Origin of the sequence: Paenibacillus sp. FSL M8-0142 (assembly GCF_038597315.1) — a bacterium.
Lineage (GTDB): Bacteria > Bacillota > Bacilli > Paenibacillales > Paenibacillaceae > Paenibacillus_AQ > Paenibacillus_AQ lactis.
The window spans coordinates 2690031-2709986 of the sequence record NZ_CP152008.1; the positions used below are offsets into that span (position 1 = coordinate 2690031).

Genomic DNA, 19956 nt, shown 5'->3' on the forward strand with positions numbered 1-19956 from the left:
CCTGTGACAGTGGCTAACTCATAAATTCACGTTTGGAGGTGTGTTATGAAGCGCTGCTTATATAGAGCCGAGGGAATCGGGAACATGGACGCCGTTTCCGGTTTACGCGAGGAGCGGATTAGGTTTGCGGCCGAGAAAGCCATGGAACGTCAGCATGTATCCAGAATGAGCTTGTTTGCGAACGGAAGCGGATTGTTCCTATATTACGAATGCCTACGCGGGCCGGTACGCCCGGAAAGCTTGCTGCCGGAAGCCGATGCCTGGCTGGTGGCATGGCCCGGCGCAGAACCGGGACGGAGGTGGGCGCCGATGATCGATATTTTTCATTATCAATCCCCCGTTTCGGAGCTGCACTGGAAGCGCAGGAACGAAAACATCTTGCCGTACGGAAGGATCGCTCGTTTAAAGCCGGAAGAGGCTGCAAGCTACGTGTATTACCATTATCAATACCAGGAAGAGCGGCCGGGCGACGGCGACAAGTATGGGATCATCGGCATGCACGAGACGGTGCTCTTCTTCTATTCCGAGCTCCCGGCCACGATCGAGCCCGCCCCGTACGAAGGAAAGCTGAACACGAAGCTTCGACCGGACAATTGGGCAGAGGTGATGGAGCCTCATTTCATCAAATGGGGGGATGTTCCAGCTGAACAGGAGATTTGGCGGGAGCTGGAGCTGGTGCTGGACTTGCGAGTTTATGATGAAAGGAAGGGAATGAACGATGCGTAATCGGGTGTGTCTGAACGGGGAATGGGATTTTATGCCGTTGTATGGCCAGACGCAGTGGAGGCGGCTGCCGGATGAGCTTGTATACGAATCGCGGCGGGTGCAAGTCCCGTCCAGCTGGCGGCGCTCCTACAGGCAGGCGAATGGCAAAACGTTCGGTGAAATTCCCGAGCACGGATATGCTCCGATGGACCTTTACGGCTACCCGAAAGAATGGGACGAAGCGGAGGCTGGCGTGCTGCATCGAAGCTTTCGGATTCCCGAGGACATGGCCGGGCAGCGAATCGTGCTGCGCCTGGACGGCATTATGCAAAAGGCCGTCATCTTTCTCGATCGGGAAGAAGTTGCCGTATGGGAAGACGGCTATCTGCCGCTGCGATTAGATATTACGCCTAAGGTCGGCCAGGGGCGTGAGCATCATCTCCATGTCGTATGCGGAAGCTTCGACAAAGTGACGCTCCCGTCTGGCATGGAGAAGGTGACAGGTCTGACGGGCTCCTGGTTTGGCAATGTCGCCCGGGGGATATGGCAGGATATATATTTGGAGAGCTATCCTCCCCTATCCATAGAGGATGTTACGATCCGTACATCCGTCCGGAAAGGCCGGTTTGAGCTGGATGTGTTGGCCGGAACAACCGATCCGGAGGCGGCCTCAGACTCGCTCCGCGTCAGAGTGAATATCCGGGAAATCGGAGTGATATCGCAGCGGGATGATCAGCTGCTGAATCATCGAGATTTCCCTGGCAGCGGGAGCGGCCGGCAAGCGGCTGATGATGGCAAACCGCTGCAGGTTTTCACGCTCGGAGGAACGGGCACGGAGCGTGAGATGCTCGAACACGGAAGCGGCACGGCTCGAAGAGGGCTCGCCCAAGGGGGACCGCCGGTCCTTCAAGCGGAGCGGCCGGCGGAGCACTTCGTTTTTGAAGCGGCTTCACATCTCCGGCTGTGCGTAAACGATCGCGGCGGAGCTGTTTACCGTGCCGCTTTCAGCCTGGATTGGCGGGATGCCAAGCTGTGGGACCCGGATACGCCGTTTCTGTATGCGGCCGAAGTTGAATTGCTGGATGGCGGGCAGGTTGTCGATCAACGTGTTGAAGTGTTTGGATTCCGCGAGTTTTGGTGCGAAGGCCCGCGGTTTATGCTGAATGGCATCCCGATCCGGCTTCGCGGCGATTCATGGCATTTTCAAGGCGGGCTGCAGCAGACGGAAGCGTACATCCGTAATTGGTACCGGATGTGCCGTTCCGTCGGGATCAACAGCGTTCGTCTGCATGCCGAGCCGTATCCGGAGGATTACGTGCGGATCGCCGACGAAGAAGGGATGCTGATCGTCGACGAAACGGCAATATATGGATCGGCCAAATCGATGCTTGCCGACCATCCCGACTATATAGCCAACTGCCGCATGCATGTTTTGCGGCTCGTTCGCCGGGACAAGAATCACCCGTCGGTCATCATGTGGAGCCTGCAGAACGAAATGCGCTGGGTGGACGGACGGGACGGTTACAAGCTGCATATGCCCTGCTTCATCCAAGCGATCCGGGAACTGGACGCAACGCGTCCGATCGTCGCCGAAGGAGACAACCGGTTGCTGCCCAAAGCGCATACGGAAGTGGAAAGCCGACATTACAACATAGACGGCACGATAGCTCAGTGGGACCGGTCCGTTCCGCTGACCTACGGCGAACACGGAGGATGGTGGTACATCTGTCCGCAGAACAGCAGCCAGTATGTTGGGCTGAGGGCATACCGGGATACGGACGAGAGTGCGGCAGGACTGGCTCAGAAGGAGCGCTTATTCGTAGAGTATGCGCGGCGGCAAGGCGTCTCCGGCATATCGACGTTCAATTTCGCGCATTACTTCATGAGGGCGATGCCGGAGCGCGATGCTGCGGTTCCGCCGTCGGTACCGGGCTTGCCCGGTGTAAAGCCCCGAAGGATCCCGGCTTATTCGCTGACGATCAACAACGGACTGCTGCCTGATCATCCGATGTACGCGCCCAATCCGGCGTTCGCCATCATGGCCGAGGCGTTTAAGCCGGTCACGATGTTCGCTTCTGAATATAATCGCTGCTTCTATGATGATGCGCCCATCACCCGACATTTTGACGTCTTCAATGATACGCTCTCGGAGCAGGAGGTACGGATTGAATGCAAGATCATACAGGGAGAGGCGGTCGTTCATGAGCAGGTCTTCGCCTTCCGTCAAGAGCCTGCCGAATCTAGAACAATCGGGATAGCCTGGACTCCCGCACCCGTCAAGAGAGAAGGGGCGGCCGTGCTTTCGGCAGTGCTGCTCCATGGCGGGCGGCGGATGCATGAGCTTCGCGTAGAGTACCGGCTCGTGTCAGCCTGTTTGCTCCGCGATCCCGTCGACGTCGAACGTCCGGCCGCCTACTGGGGATCGGAAGAGGATTACGACATCCTCCGCAGGCTCGTTCCCGGCTGCGAACGGGTGGATCGCGAGGCGATCGCCCAGCTGCCGGCCGCTGGCTTGCTCATCATCGGCAGCAGGACGGTGGACCCGGACGGCTCGCTCGAGGATTTGCTGAAAGACTTCGTTGCTCGAGGCGGACATCTGGTGATGCTGGAGCAGACCGGGCTGTCGCTGGGACGGCTAACGCTGTCGCGAAGACCGTTCCTTCGTGCCCATGCCGGCGATTACCGCCATCCGGTTCTGTCGGGAATCGGAGACGAGGATTTAATGTTCTGGCAGGAGGAGCTATGCGAGGAAGGACCGCTGCCGATCATTCGCGCCGCATTCGAGAAGCCGGCAGCCGGGGATTTCACCATGCTTCTGGAATGCGGCGCAGGCGATTTCGGCGACGGCGGGGATCTATGGACCCCGCTTTTGGAATACCGAAACGGCCGCGGCTTGTTGCTGGCGAACCAGCTGGAGCTGATGGCCAATATCGCTCGTGCTCCGCAAGCCTGCTTGCTGCTTCGCAACCTGCTTGCTTACGCGGGCCGCGCAGATGGATTAACCGGGGATGACGCTGGGCCCGCAGGCGCGTTGGTTCGGCCTGGCGGAGAGGCAGCGGCATTTCTCGACAAGCTGCAGCTGCGCTGCGCCTTGCTTGATGCCGAGGCGCTGATGGAATCTGCACCGGCTGGTGAAGGTGACGGTTTTGCCCAAACTGCAAAGGATCTCCGCATGCTGGTTGTAGAGGCTTGCCTGCTCGATGTCCCTGGTCTCGCCGAGGCAATCAGGCATTATGCCGAAGCCGGTGGACGGGTGCTTGTCCTGCCGGCGGAGCCATGCGAGCAGGAGGCGCTTGCCCGGCTGCTGGGCCGGTCGGTGTTTGTGGAGCCGCATGAAACGTTCCATCTGGCTGCGGGCGACGCCGGGGAGCTGGTGAGCGGCTTCAGTCCGGTTGATCTGTTCGGCTTTGACAAAGTGTTTCTGTCGCCGCGGGACGCCGCCAACCGGCCCCTAGCCTCGCACCGGCTGGAGGTGCAGGAAGCAACGACATTGTTGGCCAGCGTCGAAGGGACCGCCTGGAAGGATTACTTCGTGAACGGCTACACTTCGGAGTACAGCCGCCTCGCGCTGGTTGAGCTGAATCGCATCAAGGCGCGCGGATCCGGGGCATTCCTGATCGAGGTCAAGGCGGGCGGCGGCTCCATCCTGTGCTCACAGCTGTCGCTTGACGCTGACAGCGACAAGGCACGAAGGCTGTACGCACGTTTGTTGGCCAATCTTGGCGCGGACTTTGACGACGGCTTCCTTGAGAGCGAGAAGGATGACGGGGCATGGTCCGTGGAGGCGGTCATGGCGCTGCCCTGCCCGACCTATGCCGACTACGAAGCGATGAAGGCATATTATACCGATCCTGATTTTTCGCTGAACAATTTAGGGGAGGGCCTTTACGGCTGGATGCAGAAAAAAGAGCGCAGGAGAGCGGATGGAGCTTTGCTCATCCGGGATGCGGGCAAGGATCCGTGGTTTTTGAGCTGCTTCGTATGGGTGCCGGGTGAATCCGCAGCGCCTCGCGCGGGACGACTGCAGATTCAGACCGGCGCGCCGTACGTTATCTATTTGAACGGCGAACGGGTCCCGAATCCGGAACGCGAGATTACCCTGGCGGGAGGACTTAACCGGCTGATCGCGATTGTTCGCGGAACGGGCGGAGATTTGGCGATCGGAATGATCTTCCGGCATGCGGATGGGACGTACATGAAGGATTTGGAATACCGAATGACGCTGAACGAGGTTGAGCCGAAATGACGGGGGTCTTTACGGGGGCTGAAGTTTGAGGTTGCCCCGGCGAACGACGGCCGCTTAGGATCCTGACCGTGATGGTGCCGAATACCCATCTTCAAAATCAAGCGGCTTCTTGCGTGTGAATCGAATAGAGGCACTAGGTAACGTGGACAGGAACAACACAGCCCTTCCGACTTCCTTAAGGGAAGCGAAAGGGCTGATTGTTTTTCGTTTTTTTTTGAAAAGATGTTGATCTGTTCGACAGGGCGGATACGAGCCAACATGAGCAACGGTGCGATAGGACATATTGAGCTGCCTTTGGCACCCTCTCGATCTTGGCCATTGCCGATCATAGCTATGTAAATTGAAAGGGACTGCTCCCTCTGGGGAACAGTCCTATCGTAATCCGCGTGAGCCATTTGGAAGTCTCATAGATTTAGGTTCCAGTCCCAACGCGGGTAAGTTTACTGATGATTTTGCGGACGCTTTCTCCGGACAGGAAGTAGGTCCGTTCTAATTCTTCAATGGTCCGGCCCTTGCAGTAGGCCCGGTACATTTCCTTATTGCGACGTTCGATGCGTTCTCGGGAACCGCTTAATTCACCCCAGCCGGCTCTTTGCTCGCTTTGTTTCGGTATGTAGAGAAGTTCTCCGTCTATATACTGTTGAATTTGCTGCAGCAGCTCGGGGGGAAGCACTTCTCTACCGTTTTTGTAATGGCCCATCGATGCCCTCCTCTTTCTGTATGAATGTTCAAGCTATCGCTGAGTGTCAAAACAATTGTATTGATCATGCTTGCCCTCCTCCTTTCGAATTTATAATTTGTTGTGTTTACGAATTGGAAAACAGATATAGGGAGCCCCGGGGGCTCCCATGGGAACGGGTATTCGCTTTAAGCGAATACCACCTCGTGGATCTGAATCATTGCGCTTCAGCCTCCTTTCCGCTCATTTCGTCGGCCCGACCTCTATATTAAGCCATAGATTGGTGGAAATTTGCAATAGATAAAACAATAATAATTGTTTTTTACCAGACATTCGTAAGGTGAACGTTGGATTCTGGTCAAGGGAGCCGAGGGCAGGTGGTGCGTGACTGGATTATATAATATAGTTACTTCAGAATGCAAAATAAAAGGAGCTTTCGCGTATGTCCACACACGATACGCATGTTCAGGAATTAATCACGCTGAAGACCATTGCCGAAACGTTGAACGAATCGAATGAGTTAATCCCCATGCTGGATGTGGTGATTGGGAAGCTGCTGGAGCTGACAGGACTTACGACCGGTTGGCTGTTCTTAGTGGAGGATCCGGGAACGCATGAATTCATTGCCGGCCGGAATTTGCCGCCTGCCCTCCGCAGGGAGGACGACAAGCCCATGCGCTGCGGCAGCTGTTGGTGCCTGGAGCGTTATGACGACGGCCGTTTGAGGAATGCCGTAAACATTTTGAATTGCAAACGTCTGGATAACGCCGTCCGGTACCAGTGGGGCGATACGGAAGGCATTACCCACCATGCAACCGTTCCTTTGCGATCCGGCAGCCGCAGGTTCGGCGTGTTGAATGTAGCTGCCCCCGGGAAGCTGCACTTCTCCAAAGAGGAGCTGGCGCTCTTGGAGTCGGTGGCTTACCAAATCGGCAGCGCTATCGAACGCATGCGTCTATACACAGCCGAGCAGCGTCGCGCGGATTTGTTCGCCCGGCTCGGAGAGTATAGCGGCGCACTCGGTGCTTATGCTTCCCAAGCGGTGGATCGGGCCGAATTAACGAAGCAGGTCATGAGCTTAATCGGCCGTTATTTTGATTGGCCTGTGGCCGCATTGCTGGAACCCGCCGGCAACGAAGTGACGCTCAGAGCCCTATACAGCGGAGGGCAAACCACGCTGCCCCATGCCAAATTTCCACTTGCCGATACCGCACGAACCCGCTCCCGGAAGGGGAGAGTCACGACGGATCCGATAAGTGCCGAAGACGCCCAGCGGCTTGCGGATCACTTGGCTAAAGAGGGATGGATCTCATCCGTTACCCGAGCGGTTGCTGTCCCGCTGGCGGCAGCAGGTGATTCCGAAAAGGGACTGCTTCTGGTAGCGTATAACCCCTACCGGGATTCGTACCGGGCGGACCTCGGGGTGATTGAGGCTCTGGCTGAACATATCGGGATGACGCTTCAGCGGTTCCGTCTGGAGGAGAACCGACGGGAGCTCGCAAGGATGGATGAGCGAAATCGTCTAGCCCGGGACCTGCACGACTCGGTAAGTCAAACCCTCTTCTCCCTGGTGATGATGTCCAAGGGGGTAGGCGGTATGCTTGCCGGGGAGCCGAACGAAACAAACAGTATGCTGCAGGACACGATCCATGATATTCAGTCGTTATCGCAAAGCGCTCTGAAGGAAATGCGGGAGCTGATCATGCAGCTTCGTCCGCCCGGACTCGAGGAAGGGCTTATGACAGGGCTTAAGCAATACGGGGAACGATTGAGGCTTCATGTGCGTTCGCATATCAGCGGGATACAGGAGCTTCCTCGTATCGTGGAAGAAGCTTTGTGGAGGATCGGCCAAGAGGCGCTGAACAATGTGAGCAAGCATGCGGATACCAAGGAAGTAACGATAGCTTTATCCCTCCAGGAGGATGAAGTCGAGCTTCGGATTGAGGACCGTGGGCGAGGGATTACCAAGCAGCGATTGAACGAGCTGACAAAGCATTCCATCGGGCTGTCCAGCATGCGCGAGCGCGCTGAAACGCTAGGAGGACGATTCCGGTTATACAGTGTACACAGGGAGGGAACCATCATTGAGGTTATGCTGCCCTTGAGGGAGAGATTAACAGAGAAGGAGGGGGACCGATGATTCGATTGATGATCGCTGACGATCATGCCATGGTTCGCCGGGGGCTTCAGGTTTTTCTGGCAACGCAGCCGGATATCGAAATGGTCGGTGAAGCCGCGAATGGCGAGGAGACGCTGGAGACGGCCAAACAAGTAAATCCCGATATCGTGTTAATGGACTTGAATATGCCTGTTCTCAATGGCATCGATACGACGGCACGATTAAAAAAAGAACAGCCTGACATTAAAGTCATTGTGCTGACCTCGTTTGTCGATTATGACCACGTTCTGCCCGCCATTCGGGCGGGAGCCCGCGGATATCTCTTGAAGGATATTGAGCCGGAGGAGCTGGTAGCCGCGATCAGACGGGTGTTCCAAGGGCAGGTCGAGCTGCATCCTGATGCTGCAGGTCTGCTTATGACGCATGTGACTTCGCCGGCAGGAGCTGAAGAAGCCAGCGGACCCGCTCATTCGGGAAAGGCTGCACAGGAGCTGGATAAGCTCACCCGGCGCGAGCAAGAGGTCCTGCAGCTGATAGCATCAGGCATGAATAATAGGGAAATCAGTGACGCCCTTCACATTACGGAGAAAACGGTCAAAACCCATGTCAGTCATCTGCTCGATAAGCTGGGGGTTGCCGACCGGACGCAGGCAGCCATTTACGCGCTAAAGCATGGAATTGTATAAGGTGTCGGGAATGAATTGGATCTGATGAACGCCAACTTTTCTAAGACTAAAGTTGTAGAAGCTCTCAGCCGAAGGCATGAGAGCTTTTGCTTGTAAAATCACTCCATATGCTGACGATTTCGATCGCTTGCCTCCTCTACAATGTACATAACAAGCTTTCAAATACGAGCAGGGGAGGCAGTACAAATGAAGATCGTGATCATCGCGGGCAGCAACCGCAAGGAAGCAACAAGCACCATTTTGGCGAAAGCCCTTCAAGCACAAATGAACCTGGGGTCCGTGGAAACGGAGCTGTTTAACTTGTATGAAACTCCGCTTCCCTTCTATTCCCCAGACGAGATATTTAACCGTCATGAGGGCGTTCGTGAGCTGCAGCGTCTGTTAATGGAGGCCGACGGCATTATTTTGACTACACCGGAGTATCACGGAGGGATGAGCGGAGTGCTGAAGAACGCCTTGGATCATATGGGGCAGATGCATTTCTCGGGTAAGCCGGTTCTATCCGTAAGCTCGGCGGGCGGCGCGGTCGGTGTGAGTTCGTTGCAGCAGATGCAGGCTACGGTACGCAATCTGCACGGAATTAACAGTCCGGAGTGGATTTCCATCGGGGGGTCTCAGCGCAATCTTTACGAATCGGAAGCGGCAGAAGGAACGATCGTCCTGGATTATCGAGCCAAGGAAGCCCTCGCTATCTTCATGGAGCTGGTCAAGAAGATCAGCAGCAAAGAGGAGGTCGAAGCCTTATGATTACCCATTTCGCCTGTTTGAAATTAAAGACGGTTTCGATCCAGGGGGTGAAGCAATTCTACCATGATCTGCTTCATTTCCCTGTCGCAAGGGAAAGCGAGAACGAGATCGAGTTTCAGCCAACGCCTGATTTTACGCTGAAATTTGAGGAAGCTGGTGAACCGATAACCCCTGTCCACATGGCGTTTGAGGTGGCTTATTCCCAGTTTGAATTCATTGTTCAGAAGCTTGGGGAGCAGATGCCCTTATTAAAAGGGCCGGACGGAAAAATTGTTGCTTCAATCGATTCCAGTGTGAACGTGTACTTCAGGGATGGAGACGGGAATTTGCTCGAATTTCTTGCCCATCCGTATTTGAAGGAAGATGTGCTCGTTCCGTATGGCACTTACGGTGTCCTGTATTTGCGGGAGGTAGGGCTGCCCGTGGAAGACCCGGTAGCTGCAAGATTATGGATGAAACAGACGCTCGGGTTAACGATTGCCAAGGAGTCTGATCAATTTGCTTTTGTTATTGGCGGAACGGCCCACGCCGTTGTTGTATCAACCATGCGCAAATGGATCCCAATCGCGATGTATGCGCTGGCGCCTTCACTGGAAATAACATATGGCGTGACAGACGAACGCTTTCTGGATCGGGTTCGGTCATCCTTGGATCGCCGGATGATTATATCGGATACCGAAGCAGGTCTTCATTTCAGAATGTACGGGTACAGCATCCGATTGAAGGTCACTAGCTTCCCCAAGGATATTGCGGTCAGGCTGAATTTGCCGCACGCAGCCGAAGGGGAGGAGGTGAATTCGGTCATTGGCGACGAATTTCTTGAGGAAGGTCTGACGGCTTTGAGCCGGGGCGGCGAGGTCGGATGGTTTGAAGGGCATGTCGGCGGAGCTTATTTGGCAGCTTATTATATGCAAAAAGAGCATGACCTTCCGCAGGAGGTATTGCAGGGGCTGGCTGCCAATTGCCGCCACTTGCGCAGTCGGCATGAAGATTGGTTTAAGCCCTATCCTCCCGAAACTGCGCAGCCAGAGCTGATGGAACGATTGATTGAAGGCTTGCTGCCTAACCTGACAAATCTGAGCACCTCCGGACATGGGGTAACCTTAGGCGTACTCGCGCTAAAGGCGCTGCGGGACCGTCCGGACTTGCTGACTCCGTCCATCGTTCGAGGCATCCTAAAGCTGATGGAAGATGCAGGCGGAGAACATAAACTTGCACGCTATTACGGAATCGATGATTATACGCAGCTGAATCGATCGGAAAATTTGCTCTCGGACATCCCGCCTTACCGGGATGCATCGGATCTGGCAGTTCGTGCCCTTTCCGAGCTGGAACTCGTCCTGCCGGATCAACATGTTGAAGGCGAGTTTTACTTTTTTGCCGGTGAACTGGAGCATGGCGTTACCCATGCCCATGCGCTGATTGAACTGGAACGGCTCGGATACGCCGAGCTGGCAAAGCTCGGTCAAGGCAATCATCGGCTGCAAATGAAGCTTAACCGCCTAAGGCCTGAAGCGCTATCGAACCAGGGGGTAAACATCGCCGAGGAAGCCTCGATTACGGAAGCAAGCTATTGGAACAGACAATATGAAGATCCACATGCCATCAAAGTGCCTTATGCTGCATTGTCCCTGCTCCAATATGTGCCGCCGGAGAGAAGATCAGATATGGAACGCGGTGTGTGTAGGCTGCTGTCGTTAATGAAGTAGGATAAAAGTTATTTTAAACGTCGGAAGATATGGTAATCATATCAAGCAGGGTATCGTCAATGGAACATTTATGTGCTAAAAAAGCACGGAACTGGAGGGAATCATGAAAGTTGCAATCGTTGTAGGAAGCATTAGAAAAGAGTCGTACAACCGGAAGCTGGCGGAATATTTGAAAAAGCGGTATGCGGATCAGATCACATTTGAAATTGCGGATATTCGCCCGCTTCCTTTTTACGATGAAGACATTGAGCTGGACCCGCCTAAGGCCGTCAAGGAGTTTAAAGAGCAGATTGCTGCCGCGGACGCGGTATTATGGATCACGCCGGAGTATAATTATTCCATACCGGGCGTGCTCAAGAACGCGCTGGATTGGTTATCGCGCGTCGATAAGGTTATGAACGGAAAGCCGTCATGGATCATGGGCGCATCGATGGGTCAGCTGGGAACGGTTCGCGCACAAGAGCATCTGCGGGATATCCTTTTTTCCGTGGGCATCACATCTCCGCTGCTGCCGAACAATGAGGTTTATATCGGCGCCGTCCATGAGAAGATGGATGAATCCGGTAAGCTGATTCATGAACCGACGATCCGTTTCCTCGATCTCGTGGTCAACAATTTCATCACATGGATGAATACCCGCAAGTAGATAACAGATCATGGAGCCCTTTGGCAGTTGCCTGCCGAAGGGCTTTTCCTGTATATTCACCTCATAACGCGACAAAATCAACAAAAATGTGAATTGCTTCGGATGGGGGAGATGCTGCGTGTACAAAATCCTGATCGTGGATGATGAACCGATCGTAAGGGAAGGCATTAGAGAGCGGATTCAATGGGCCAAACATGGATATGAATGCATCGGAGCCTGCGAGAACGGACGCGAAGCGCTGGAGGTAATGGCCCAAGAACGGCCGGACGTGGTGCTGACGGACATCTGCATGCCATACATGGACGGGCTGGAGCTGTCCCGTCAAATCGTGGAGAAGTATCCGAAGACGCGGATTATTATTTTGACCGGCTTTGATGATTTCGATTACGCGCAGCAGGCGGTGAAGCTGCAGGTAACAGACTTTATTTTGAAACCGATTACATCCGCAGAACTGCGCGAGCTGCTGGACAAAATCAAACTGGAAATGGACGAGGAGAGCGGCCGCAACGAGCATCTTCTAAGGATGAAGCAGGAGCTGAAGAACAGCATGGCGCTGCTCTCGGAGCGCTTTCTGGAACGCCTGGCTTCATCGCCGATGCGAAGAGCGGATATCGCGGCCAAGCTGGCGTACTTCAATATTCCGCTAAACGGGCCGTTATATATCGCCATGACAGCTGAGATGGACGAGCCGTCGCTGTATGGGGAGACGGCTGATGTGGAGCTGTATGCCTTTGCCCTTTACAACATTGTTCAAGAGATTGCAGGGAGCGCGCAAGAATCGGCGGTTTTTCGTTTCAAAGAACATAAGGTCATGGCAGTGCTGTCAGGATCAAATGCGGAAGAGCTGCATGCACAGGCATATAAGCTGGCCGAAGAACTTCGCAATTCCGTGAAGGAATATATGAAGTTCACGGTAACGGTCGGTATTGGGACCGTATGCAGCGATGTAGCCGAGATCCGGCATTCCTGCCGCGCTTCCGAAGCCGCCCTGGAGTACCGGCTGCTGATGGGGCCTGATCAGGTCGTGAACATTACGGACCTGGAGGTGCGCGGGGGGAAGCCTCTTCAAGACGGCTTCGAAGCTGAGGCGGCGCTTGTGTCGGCGATCCGTGCGGGGACCGCTTCCGAGGTCGACCATTGCATCCAGCGGCTGATCCAGGAAATTGGAAGCGCTTCAATGCCGATTGAATTATGCCATGTGCGGATTCTGCGCGTGATGCTGGCCGTGCTGCAGACCTTGATGGAGATAGGAAGCAACGATCATGATCTGTTCGGGATGGAGAAGAGGCTGCTGTCCGACTTGTATTCCTTCCGATCGCTGGAGCAGATCGAGGTGTGGCTGAAAGGCGTATGCGGGGAGGCGCTGCAAGGCGTGGCGCAGACCCGTAAGGATCTAACCCGCAGTCAAATGATGGAGGCTGTGGATTACATACATTCCCACTATAGCGATCCGGATCTGTCCGTAAAGACGGTCAGCAGCCGCATCTTCATGAGTACCAGCTATTTCAGCGCGCTCTTTAAGGCGCATACCGGCCGGACCTTCGTGGAATACGTGACCGATATCCGGATGGATAAGGCGAAGGAGCTGCTCAAGCATTCGGGAATGAAGACGTACGAGATTGCTGCGAGCACGGGGTACCAGGATCCGCAGTATTTTAGCGTCCTGTTCAAGAAGCATACGGGCGATACGCCGACGGAATATCGAAACCGGATCACGGCTGGGGGAGAGCGGCGATGAGACCGTCCACCCGCATCAAAAGCATTCAGTCCCGCATCGCCGGCTCCTTCGTCATGCTCGTTCTGTTCACGGCGCTGCTGCTGATTTTTATCTCCTACCCGTTGTCGGAATCGGCGGTCCGGGAGACAGCGGAAAATTACACCTCCGAGCTGATTAACCAAGTGAATGCGAATATTGAGACCTATATCACCGGCATGAAGGACATGTCTTTGGCGGCCATGAACAATCCGAATGTACGTGAATATCTCGTTTCCGGCGGCGGGCTTGAGCCGGAAGAGCTGGCCAAGCTGAAGAGGAAGATCTCCGGCTACTTCCACTCCATCCTCGTCTCCCGTAAGGATATCGCCTCCATCCATATCTTCGGATACAACGGGACCTTCATCTCGGACCGCATGGATACGGAGCTGAATCCGAACATCTCGCTGCAGGAACAGGACTGGTACCGGCAGGCGCAAGAGCATAAAGGACAGGCGGTCATCTCCTCCTCGCATGTGCAGCCTGTCGTTAAGGACGAGTACCGATGGGTCGTCTCGCTTAGCCGGGAGCTGAGCGGATCGGATCCGGACAAGGGGATCGGCATTCTTTTGATCGACTTGAACTTCAAAGTCATCAACGACATGCTCAGCAAGCTGGACCTTGGCAACCGGGGGTACGTATTTGTAATCGACAAGGAAGGCCGTATCGTCTACCATCCGCAGCAGCAGCTGCTCTACAGCAATTTGAAGACTGAACGGTTGGAGCAAGTGCTGCAAGATACCCGGGGCGGATTTGTAGTGAAGGAAGACGGAGGCAGTCGGATTTACAGCATCAAAGACACGGATTTCGGGTGGAAAATCGTCGGCGTGTTCTACGAGAATGAGCTTGTTGACAACAAAAGGCAGATGCAGCGCTCATTTGCCATTGCGGGGATGCTCTGCCTCGGCGTCGGGGTGCTGTTATCATTCCTTCTTTCCCGTAACTTGACGCGCCCGATCAAACGCCTGCAGGAAACGATGGCGGAGGTTGAGAAGGGGAATTTCGATATCCGGGTTCCGGTCGGCCATTCCAAGGAAATTTCCAGCTTGGCCCGCAGCTTTAATGTCATGGTGCTCAAGATCAAGGAGCTCATGAACCAGATCGTCGTCGAGCAGGAGGTCAAACGAAAAAGCGAGCTGAATGCGCTGCAAGCGCAGATTAACCCGCATTTTCTGTATAACACGCTGGATTCCATCATTTGGATGGCGGAGAGCAAAAAGCATGACGAGGTGATTCTAATGACATCGGCGCTAGCCAGACTGTTCCGGGCGTCGCTCAGCAAGGGCAGGGAAATGATCCCGATTGCTACGGAGATCGAGCATATTACGAGTTATTTAAACATCCAGCAGATGCGGTATCAGGATAAAATCCGGTTCACGCAGAGTGTTGATCCGAGCCTTTACCCGTACGTGACGCTGAAGGTGCTCCTTCAGCCCCTCGTGGAGAACGCGATTTACCACGGCATCAAGAACAAGCAGGGACCCGGCAGCATCGTCATCAGCGGCGAGCTGCAAGGCGACCGCATTATGCTGCGGGTGGCGGATGACGGGATCGGGATGGCCCCGGACAAGCTTTCCAAGCTGTTGACCGCTCCGGGGAAGGAGCGATCCAAGACGAGCGTAGGCATCGCGAATGTGCATCAGCGGATCCAGCTGTATTTTGGTCCCGAATACGGCTTGTCCTATGAAAGCGAGCCAGGTGCCGGAACGACCGTTACTGTCACCATTCCGGCCATCCGAGTCGAGGAGCTTGCAGGAAGGGGGGAGAAGCTGTCGTGAGATCAACGATTCGTTTGCGATATGTTCTGCTGGCCGCCGTCGCGGCTTTGGTCTTCGGAGTTGCCGTGTATCAGCTGATCGGCGGGGGACGTCAGGCCCCCCCTAAAATAACCGTAGCCGTTAAAGCGATGGACGAAATCGAATTTTGGCGCGTCTTGATAGACGGCGTTCATACGGCTTCGCGGGAGTTCAATGTGGAGGTATCCGTCATTGGTCCGCCGAAGGAGGTCGACGTCGACCGGCAGATCGAGCTGATCGAGGCGGCGATACCGGAGAAACCGGACGCTATCGTCATGGCTGCAGGCGACTATCATCGCCTTGTTCCGGTGGCAGAGAAAATTCACCAGGCGGGGATTCCCTTAGTCATGATCGACTCGGCCGTGCAGGGAAGCTACGCGGAAACCCTGATTGCAACCGATAATTTCGGTGCCGGGCAGAAAGCCGGCAAAGAACTTGCCGCTCTGCTTCCTGGGAATGCGCAAGTTGCGATTGTAAGCTTTGTACAAGGCGCCTCGACTCAAATTGAGAGGGAGCAGGGCGTTCGCAGCATCCTTGAAGGGAGAGCCGGGACGGAGATTGTCGGCACCTATTTCAGCGAAGGCATGGAAGAGCGCGCTTACGAGATCACGATGAAGCTGCTGCAGGAGCGTCCGGACCTGGATGGGATCGTTGGCTTGAACGAACCGTCCACCGTTGGCGCCGGAAGAGCCATTCGTAAGCTGGGTCTCACGGGACAAGTCAAGCTGGTCGGCTTCGACAGCTCAATCAAGGAGGTCAAGCTGCTCGAGGAGGGGGTCATTCAATCGATTATCGTGCAAAAGCCGTTTAACATCGGCTATTTGGGTGTAAAAACCGCCCTTTCCGTACTGGAAGGCGATAAGGTTCCAGACAAGGTGTATACCGACTCGGTCGTCATTCACAAAAGCAATATGTATACCGAAGAAAATCAGAAGCTGCTCTTCCCCTTTGTGGAGGAGTAGCTTTTTCCTTTATCGAGTGGGTTTTTCAATGAGAGAAAAATCATAGATTTTTCAACATCGCGAAGAGAATATTCCATTCCGGCGGGCTGCACTCCACAGGTAGAATGATCGTAAAAGGCTCCACTGCTAGAGAGGTGAATGACTGTGAGCGAAATACTTGTGCATATGGAAGGAATCACCAAGCAATTTCCCGGCGTGATGGCGCTGAACGGATGCCGCTTCGAGCTGAGGAAAGGCGAGGTTCATGCGCTTATGGGCGAAAACGGGGCCGGCAAGTCCACGATGATGAAGATATTGACGGGCGTATACCAGAAGGATGAGGGCAGCATCACGTACAAAGGCAGGACCGTCGAAATCAACCACCCGAAAACGGCTCAGGATGCGGGGATCAGCATGATTCACCAAGAATTGAACCTCGCACCCGATCTGACCGTCGCTCAAAATATTTACATCGGACGGGAGCCGCGGCGGAAGCTCGGGCTGTTCCTCGACGAAAAGGCGCTCAACCGCCAAGTGGAGGCGCTGTTCGAGCGCATGGGACTCGTTATGGACCCTTCCGCGCTGGTGGCGGATTTAACGGTTGCGAGGCAGCAGATGGTCGAAATCGCGAAGGCGTTGTCTTACAACGCCGATGTGCTGGTGATGGATGAGCCGACAGCAGCATTGAGCGAAGCGGAGATCGAGGATTTGTTCCGCATCATCCGGCAGCTTCGCGCCGAAGGAGTTGGAATCGTTTACATCTCGCACCGGATGGATGAAATCAAACGGATTACGGATCGCATCACCGTGATGCGCGACGGTCAATACATCGCCACCGTCCCGACCGCGGAAGTCTCCACGCAGGACATCATCTCCATGATGGTCGGGCGCCAGATTTACGATACGTCCAAGCCCGAGGGCGTCTCCCGTGATCGGGAGACCGTGCTTGAGGTCCAGGGAGTGAGCCGCGGAAGGGTCCTGAGCGACGTCAGCTTCACCTTGAAAAAAGGAGAAATTCTGGGCGTTGCCGGGCTGGTCGGCGCTGGGCGCACTGAATTGGCCCGGGTGATCTTCGGGGCAGACCGGCCGGATGCGGGGGAGATCCGCGTTCACGGACAGCCTGTGCGAATGAAGGGACCGCATGATGCGGTGCGCCACGGCATCGGTTATTTATCCGAGGACCGGAAGCGCTTCGGCTGTATCGTTGATCTGGACGTGAAGAGCAACGTTGCGATCGCTTCCTACCGGCGCTTTCTGAAGCCGGCGGGATGGATGGACACCGGCCGAATCCGGCAAGAAGCGGAGCGGATCGTAGATCGGCTAAGGGTGAAAACGCCGCATGTTGACCAGGAAGTCAAGTTTCTCTCCGGCGGGAATCAACAGAAGGTCGTCATCGGAAAGTGGCTGACCCGTGACTGCGATATTCTCATCTTCGACGAGCCGACGCGCGGCATTGACGTAGGCGCGAAGAGCGAGATCTACAAATTGCTGAACGAGCTGGCTGCTCAAGGCAAATCGATCATCATGATCTCGTCGGAGCTGCCGGAGATTCTTCGGATGAGCCACCGGATCATCGTGATGTGCGAAGGCAGAATAACCGGCGAGCTTGGGCATGAGGAAGCAACGCAGGAGAACATCATGCAATTGGCCACGGCAGCGATGTGAGCGATTTACGGAATCTAACCATACGAAAGGAAAGATACAAGCCATGAATCTACAGCTGAAATCAGGCGCACTGCAGCAGGTGCTCGCTCTTGCAAGCTTGGTTGTGCTTCTCGTCACTTTTTCGATTTCGTCAGGCAACTTTTTTCAATTCTCCAATCTGATCGGCATTCTGTTGTCCACGGCGGTCATCGGCGTTCTGGCCCTTGGCTCGACCTTCGTGATCATAACGGGAGGCATCGACCTGTCTGTTGGCACGGTCATGACCTTAAGTGCGGTCATGACCGGCGTATTCATTACGTTCTGGGGGCTGCCCGTCCCGGTCGGCATTCTCGGCGGCATCCTGACGGGCGCGCTGTGCGGGCTGCTGTCGGGAACGGCGGTTGCTAAGATGAAGATACCGCCGTTCATCGCCACCTTGGCCATGATGATGATCGCGAAAGGGCTGGCATTGATCATCTCGGGCGCGAAGCCAATTTATTTTACCGAAGCGGAAAGCTTTGCGAACATTTCCCAGGGAAGCGTGCTGGGCTCGCTGATTCCGGGCTTCGATATTCCGAATGCGGTGCTTATATTCTTCATTGCCGCGATTCTCGGCTTTCTGATTTTGTCAAAAACCATTATCGGCCGGTACAATGTCGCGCTCGGCAGCAACGAGGAAGCAACGCGGTTGTCGGGGGTCAACGTCGGTTACTGGAAAATTGTCATATACACCCTGACGGGTGCGTTCACTGGACTTGCCGGCGTTATGATGGCTTCCCGGCTGAATTCGGCGAACCCGGCCCTAGGCGCCGGATATGAGCTGGAGGCGATCGCGGCCGTCGTGCTTGGAGGCACCTCGCTCAGCGGAGGAAAGGGCACGATCATGGGTACGGTTATCGGCGCGCTGATCATGAGCGTGCTGACGAACGGATTGCGCATCTTGTCCGTACCGCAGGAGTGGCAGACGGTCGTCGTCGGATTCGTCATTATTTTGGCCGTGTATGCGGATATGCTCCGCAGAAGGAAAGCGTAGGAAGCTTCGTTCGGGAGGAAACTCATGCGGAGGGATCAGCGCCCTCATCCGACGGGCGGATTGCAGCGAATCACATGTTTGTAGACCTTCCTTCAGGAAGTTCTATAGATGGACATTTTCATTCAAAGAACAAGGGGAGATTGAAGATGGGAAAAAAGCTATCGGTATTTGCGCTCGTGCTCATGCTCGCAGCGAGTCTGCTGTCCGCCTGCGGCAATGCAGGCAATGGAGCATCCGGCGGTGACAGTCCAAGCGAAGGGGGCTCGGGCAGCGGAGGTTCAGCCGCAGAAGGAGAAATCTACATTCCGATCATTTCCAAAGGGTTCCAGCACCAGTTCTGGCAAGCCGTAAAGTCAGGGGCTGAGCAAGCCGGCCAAGAGCTTGGCGTGCGCATTACCTTCGAAGGGCCGGAGACGGAATCCCAAGTGGATAAGCAGATTGAGATGCTGCAGGCTGCGCTGGACAAAAAGCCAAGCGCGATCGGATTCGCCGCGCTGGACAGCCAGGCTTCGATCCCACTGCTGAAGAAAGCCCAGGAGAACAACATTCCGGTCATCGCATTTGACTCCGGGGTGGAAAGCGATATTCCGGTGACAACGGCGTCGACCGATAATATGGCAGCATCGGCACTGGCAGCCGATAAAATGGCGGAGCTGATCGGTGGCGAAGGCAAAATCGCCATGGTTGTTCATGATCAGACGAGTGTCACGGGCGTCAGCCGCCGCGACGGCTTCAAGAAGCAGATTGAGGAGAAGTATCCGAATATCCAGATCGTCGATATCCAGTACGGCGGCGGGGACCATCTGAAATCGACGGACCTGGCCAAGGCGATGATGCAGGCGCATCCGGATCTGAAAGGCATATTCGGTGCGAATGAAGGCTCGGCCGTCGGCGTCATTAACGCCGTGACCGAAATGAAGAAGGATGGCCAGATTGTCGTGATCGGCTTTGATTCGGGCAAAGCCCAGATCGATGCGATCAAGAATGGTACGATGGCTGGAGCCATTACGCAAAATCCGGTTGGCATCGGCTATGAAACCGTGAAAGCCGCCGTGGCTGCCATCAAAGGCGAGAAGCTGGAGCCGCAGATTGACACAGGCTTCTACTGGTACGACAAGAACAACATCGACAGCGAGGAGATCAAGGCGGTAATTTACGAATAGGCACCGTAAGCAAACCAGGGTGTCAATCATACAAAAGGGGAGCCCTAGAGGCTCCCCTTGTTCGTGCAGCATCCGCTTTACGCGAATGC

14 protein-coding genes are annotated in these 19956 nt (G+C 55.1%); 13 read left to right on the forward strand and 1 reads right to left on the reverse strand.

Annotated features, from left to right (window positions below; all coding sequences use genetic code 11):
- The first annotated feature begins 45 nt into the window (after nt 1–45).
- The gene (locus NSQ46_RS12710; protein ID WP_341342067.1) at nt 46–726 is read left to right on the forward strand and encodes a hypothetical protein; all 681 of its coding nucleotides are present in this window, start codon (nt 46–48) and stop codon (nt 724–726) included.
- A complete protein-coding gene (locus NSQ46_RS12715; protein ID WP_341342066.1) occupies nt 719–4951 on the forward strand; it encodes a glycoside hydrolase family 2 TIM barrel-domain containing protein in 4233 nt (1410 codons plus the stop codon). Before NSQ46_RS12710 ends, NSQ46_RS12715 begins: the two co-directional genes overlap by 8 nt.
- A gap of 412 nt (nt 4952–5363) precedes the next feature.
- Here NSQ46_RS12715 and NSQ46_RS12720 read toward each other — a convergent pair whose 3' ends face one another.
- Complete coding sequence (locus NSQ46_RS12720; RefSeq protein ID WP_007128446.1) at nt 5364–5651, reverse strand: CD3324 family protein; 288 nt, start codon at nt 5649–5651, stop codon at nt 5364–5366.
- 421 nt (nt 5652–6072) lie between these two features.
- On the opposite strand from NSQ46_RS12720, the gene NSQ46_RS12725 reads away from it, so the two are divergent.
- The 11 genes from NSQ46_RS12725 (at nt 6073) to NSQ46_RS12775 (ending at nt 19867) form a co-directional block, all read left to right on the forward strand.
- Nucleotides 6073–7770, forward strand: a complete 1698-nt coding sequence (locus NSQ46_RS12725; protein ID WP_342576826.1) for a GAF domain-containing sensor histidine kinase — start codon at nt 6073–6075, stop codon at nt 7768–7770.
- On the forward strand, nt 7767–8435 hold the full coding sequence (locus NSQ46_RS12730) for a response regulator transcription factor (protein WP_007128444.1): 669 nt from the start codon (nt 7767–7769) through the stop codon (nt 8433–8435). Before NSQ46_RS12725 ends, NSQ46_RS12730 begins: the two co-directional genes overlap by 4 nt.
- 186 nt (nt 8436–8621) lie before the next feature.
- A complete protein-coding gene (locus NSQ46_RS12735) occupies nt 8622–9182 on the forward strand; it encodes an NADPH-dependent FMN reductase (protein WP_007128443.1) in 561 nt (186 codons plus the stop codon).
- Entirely contained in the window at nt 9179–10891 is a 1713-nt protein-coding gene (locus NSQ46_RS12740) for a hypothetical protein (protein ID WP_007128442.1), read from the forward strand. The genes NSQ46_RS12735 and NSQ46_RS12740 overlap by 4 nt, the downstream gene beginning before the upstream one ends.
- A 103-nt stretch (nt 10892–10994) precedes the next feature.
- Nucleotides 10995–11537 carry an NAD(P)H-dependent oxidoreductase gene (locus NSQ46_RS12745; RefSeq protein WP_007128441.1) on the forward strand — a complete coding sequence of 181 codons (543 nt, stop codon included), beginning with the start codon at nt 10995–10997 and terminating at the stop codon, nt 11535–11537.
- Between the two features lie 118 nt (nt 11538–11655).
- Nucleotides 11656–13275 carry a response regulator transcription factor gene (locus tag NSQ46_RS12750; protein WP_213616618.1) on the forward strand — a complete coding sequence of 540 codons (1620 nt, stop codon included), beginning with the start codon at nt 11656–11658 and terminating at the stop codon, nt 13273–13275.
- Nucleotides 13272–15068, forward strand: coding sequence for a sensor histidine kinase (locus tag NSQ46_RS12755; RefSeq protein WP_007128439.1), 1797 nt, complete (start codon nt 13272–13274; stop codon nt 15066–15068). Before NSQ46_RS12750 ends, NSQ46_RS12755 begins: the two co-directional genes overlap by 4 nt.
- On the forward strand, nt 15065–16048 hold the full coding sequence (locus NSQ46_RS12760; RefSeq protein ID WP_213616616.1) for a substrate-binding domain-containing protein: 984 nt from the start codon (nt 15065–15067) through the stop codon (nt 16046–16048). The genes NSQ46_RS12755 and NSQ46_RS12760 overlap by 4 nt, the downstream gene beginning before the upstream one ends.
- A 144-nt stretch (nt 16049–16192) precedes the next feature.
- Complete coding sequence (locus NSQ46_RS12765) at nt 16193–17692, forward strand: sugar ABC transporter ATP-binding protein (RefSeq protein ID WP_213616614.1); 1500 nt, start codon at nt 16193–16195, stop codon at nt 17690–17692.
- Between the two features lie 43 nt (nt 17693–17735).
- Nucleotides 17736–18704 carry an ABC transporter permease gene (locus NSQ46_RS12770; protein ID WP_007128436.1) on the forward strand — a complete coding sequence of 323 codons (969 nt, stop codon included), beginning with the start codon at nt 17736–17738 and terminating at the stop codon, nt 18702–18704.
- A 146-nt stretch (nt 18705–18850) separates the two neighbouring features.
- Nucleotides 18851–19867, forward strand: coding sequence for an ABC transporter substrate-binding protein (locus tag NSQ46_RS12775; RefSeq protein WP_213616612.1), 1017 nt, complete (start codon nt 18851–18853; stop codon nt 19865–19867).
- Nucleotides 19868–19956: the final 89 nt, after the last annotated feature.

Excerpts from the sequence above, each read along its gene's own strand:
- NSQ46_RS12715 (WP_341342066.1), top strand. The coding sequence starts at position 719 with ATGCGTAATCGGGTGTGTCTGAACGGGGAATGGGATTTTATGCCGTTG.
- NSQ46_RS12770 (WP_007128436.1), top strand. The coding sequence starts at position 17,736 with ATGAATCTACAGCTGAAATCAGGCGCACTGCAGCAGGTGCTCGCTCTT.
- NSQ46_RS12730 (WP_007128444.1), top strand. The coding sequence starts at position 7,767 with ATGATTCGATTGATGATCGCTGACGATCATGCCATGGTTCGCCGGGGG.
- NSQ46_RS12740 (WP_007128442.1), top strand. The coding sequence starts at position 9,179 with ATGATTACCCATTTCGCCTGTTTGAAATTAAAGACGGTTTCGATCCAG.
- NSQ46_RS12745 (WP_007128441.1), top strand. The coding sequence starts at position 10,995 with ATGAAAGTTGCAATCGTTGTAGGAAGCATTAGAAAAGAGTCGTACAAC.
- NSQ46_RS12755 (WP_007128439.1), top strand. The coding sequence starts at position 13,272 with ATGAGACCGTCCACCCGCATCAAAAGCATTCAGTCCCGCATCGCCGGC.
- NSQ46_RS12725 (WP_342576826.1), top strand. The coding sequence starts at position 6,073 with ATGTCCACACACGATACGCATGTTCAGGAATTAATCACGCTGAAGACC.
- NSQ46_RS12735 (WP_007128443.1), top strand. The coding sequence starts at position 8,622 with ATGAAGATCGTGATCATCGCGGGCAGCAACCGCAAGGAAGCAACAAGC.
- NSQ46_RS12775 (WP_213616612.1), top strand. The coding sequence starts at position 18,851 with ATGGGAAAAAAGCTATCGGTATTTGCGCTCGTGCTCATGCTCGCAGCG.
- NSQ46_RS12710 (WP_341342067.1), top strand. The coding sequence starts at position 46 with ATGAAGCGCTGCTTATATAGAGCCGAGGGAATCGGGAACATGGACGCC.
- NSQ46_RS12720 (WP_007128446.1), bottom strand. The coding sequence starts at position 5,651 with ATGGGCCATTACAAAAACGGTAGAGAAGTGCTTCCCCCCGAGCTGCTG.